The sequence below is a fragment of the Mycoplasma todarodis genome (genome assembly GCF_004335995.1).
Lineage (GTDB): Bacteria > Bacillota_I > Bacilli_A > Mycoplasmatales > Metamycoplasmataceae > Mycoplasma_K > Mycoplasma_K todarodis.
In genome coordinates, this window is the sequence record NZ_PSZP01000056.1 from 1 (window position 1) to 2,379 (window position 2,379).

The 2,379-nt window shown below is 30.8% G+C and carries 3 protein-coding genes; 2 read left to right on the forward strand and 1 reads right to left on the reverse strand.

Annotated elements, in window-relative coordinates; all coding sequences use genetic code 4:
- Positions 1-403 precede the first annotated feature (403 nt).
- Positions 404-1,144, forward strand: coding sequence for a DNA-processing protein DprA (locus C4B25_RS04455; RefSeq protein ID WP_131613930.1), 741 nt, complete (start codon positions 404-406; stop codon positions 1,142-1,144).
- A gap of 22 nt (positions 1,145-1,166) precedes the next feature.
- On the opposite strand, the gene C4B25_RS04780 is transcribed toward C4B25_RS04455, so the two are convergent.
- Positions 1,167-1,337, reverse strand: coding sequence for a hypothetical protein (locus C4B25_RS04780; protein WP_168380709.1), 171 nt, complete (start codon positions 1,335-1,337; stop codon positions 1,167-1,169).
- 178 nt (positions 1,338-1,515) lie between these two features.
- Here C4B25_RS04780 and C4B25_RS04460 point away from each other — a divergent pair.
- On the forward strand, positions 1,516-2,379 hold an 864-nt coding region (locus C4B25_RS04460), incomplete at its 3' end, for a type IA DNA topoisomerase (RefSeq protein ID WP_246004301.1).

A 2,379-nucleotide genomic window follows, 5' to 3' on the forward strand; every position in this document is an offset into this window, starting at 1 on the left:
CAAAATGACACAGTTGAATTCGAAGTTGAAACTGTAGATGGAAAAGAAAGAGCTAAAAACGTTGTTGTTACTAAACAAGCTAACGCTTAATTAGAACATAACAAAGCCACTCAGGACTAGTTCCTGAGTTTTTCATTGCCTTTTTTGAGTTTTATTTTACAAATAATGCCATTTATATAGTGAAAATCATGGGTGAGAGGCATCGGATAAGACTTTTCGCCTAAACTCACCCATTAAAAAACAGTAATTCATATGGAAAAAGACACATATTTAACTGATCCTCGTGTTTTTAAGGCAAAGAAATAGAAAATCATGTCTATTTATTGAGTAATCAAAATTTTAAAAAGGTATTTTTATTATTAAATACATTAAAAACTATACATATAAATGTGTAGGAGGTAGTATGAATATAATATTAATATGATTTGCCATTAAATATAAGGGCGATTGAGATAAGATTTATCAAGCTTTGGAAGAAAAAGAAAAAGTTTCTCTTCGAGAACTTAAAGAATTAGAACGAAAAATGGAAAAACAAGAAGTGAATGCCATAACAATATTGGATTTAGGTTACCCCAACCAATTGAAGAAAGCTTATAAACCACCATTTGTTTTATTCTATAAAGGGAATATCGATATATTGAAGAGAACATTTATGTGTGCAAGCGGTAATGAATTAAATTTAAACATTAAAAAATGAATTAATAATTCAATTGAAGAGATAACTTATAGACATGCTTTGGTGAGTTCTATATATAAAGGTGTAGATCAATTTGTCTTAAAAAGAGTTTTAGAAAATAAGAAAGATCTTTTGGTTGTATCTGCAAATGATGTTGAGGAACCATTCTTAGCTACAAACGTTGAACCTGGAGAACATATTTTAGTCATTTCAGAATACCCTTCAGGAACAAATATTAAGAAGGAAAGACTAAAAGCAAGGAATAGAATTGTTGCAGCTTTTGCTGAATCTCTAGTGTTGTTTTCATCGGAAAAAGATGGTGGAATTATGAACTTAGTTTCACAATTCTTGAATCAAGGAAAAGAGATTTATTGCTTCCCTGGAATGGATGATGGAGAAGATGGAAACACCGAATTAATCAAACAAGGAGCTAACTTAATAACATCAATTAAAGATATAGATAAATAGAAAAAAAGAGCGTTTGCTCTTTTTATTTATAGTATATTGTAGCAGCTTTATTTCTACCAATTGAACCAGCATCAGCGTATTGAGTAATTGAAATAATTTCAAAACCTTCATTGATTAATCTGCTAGCTTCATCAGCTGTTTTTTGTGCAACACTTTCTTGTGTCATACCTTTTATTCTTGTGAATTTTACCATTGTAAATCTCCTTTGTGAGTATTATTTTTTCATTACAATTATAAACCTTTTTTAAAGTGTTAAAAGATAGTAAAAAGTAGCTTTTACACTTGAAAAACTATGTTTTTGGGTAAAAATTCATGGTTTTTCATGTAAAAAGCCATTTTGAAAAAAACAATAAATAAGGTAAACTTTTAGCATGAATAAATTAGTAATTGTAGAATCACCAAATAAAATAAAATCAATAGAAAAATACCTTGGAGAAGGTTATGTAGTAAAGGCGTCAGTTGGACACATTGTTAAACTGCCTTCAGTAGGACTATTCCGTTTAGGAATTGACACTGAAAAATGAGAACCACAATATAAGTTGGACCCAACTAAAAAAACAGTTGTTGCAGACCTTAAAAAAGAAGTTAAAAAAGCTGACTTCGTTTATATCGCAACCGATCCCGATCGTGAGGGTGAGGCCATAGGAGATAACCTTGTTGAATTCCTTGGAGTAGAAGATAAATATAAAAGGATTCGTTTTAATGAGATTACAAAAGACGCTGTTAATGAAGCTATAAACAAACCATCAATAATTGATGAAGCGTTAGTTAACTCACAAAAAACAAGAAGAATGTTAGACCGTATTATCGGATATAGATTGTCAACATTAATGGCACAAAAAATGTCTAACTATCCAACAAGACCAACAGCTGGTCGTGTTCAATCAATCGCTCTTAAATTAATTGTTGATAGAGAAGCGGAAATTGATGCATTTATCCCTGTAGATTACTTTAATGTTGAAGCAATCATTAATGATGAAGTTACAGCAAAATATTACAACCCAAAATCAGCAGAGAAAAACAAAGAATGAATTATGCCAAATGAGATTGAAGAAGTATTCTCAGCATTAAATGGACCATTAACAGTTGATGAAGTTAAAGTATCCAGACGTAAAGATGCTAAGCGTACACCATTTAAACAAGCCGTTCTTTATAAGACTGCAGAATCATCAACAGGTCTTTCATCAAGACAAATTCAATCAGCAGCTCAAAGACTTTATGAAGGTTTTGGAGAT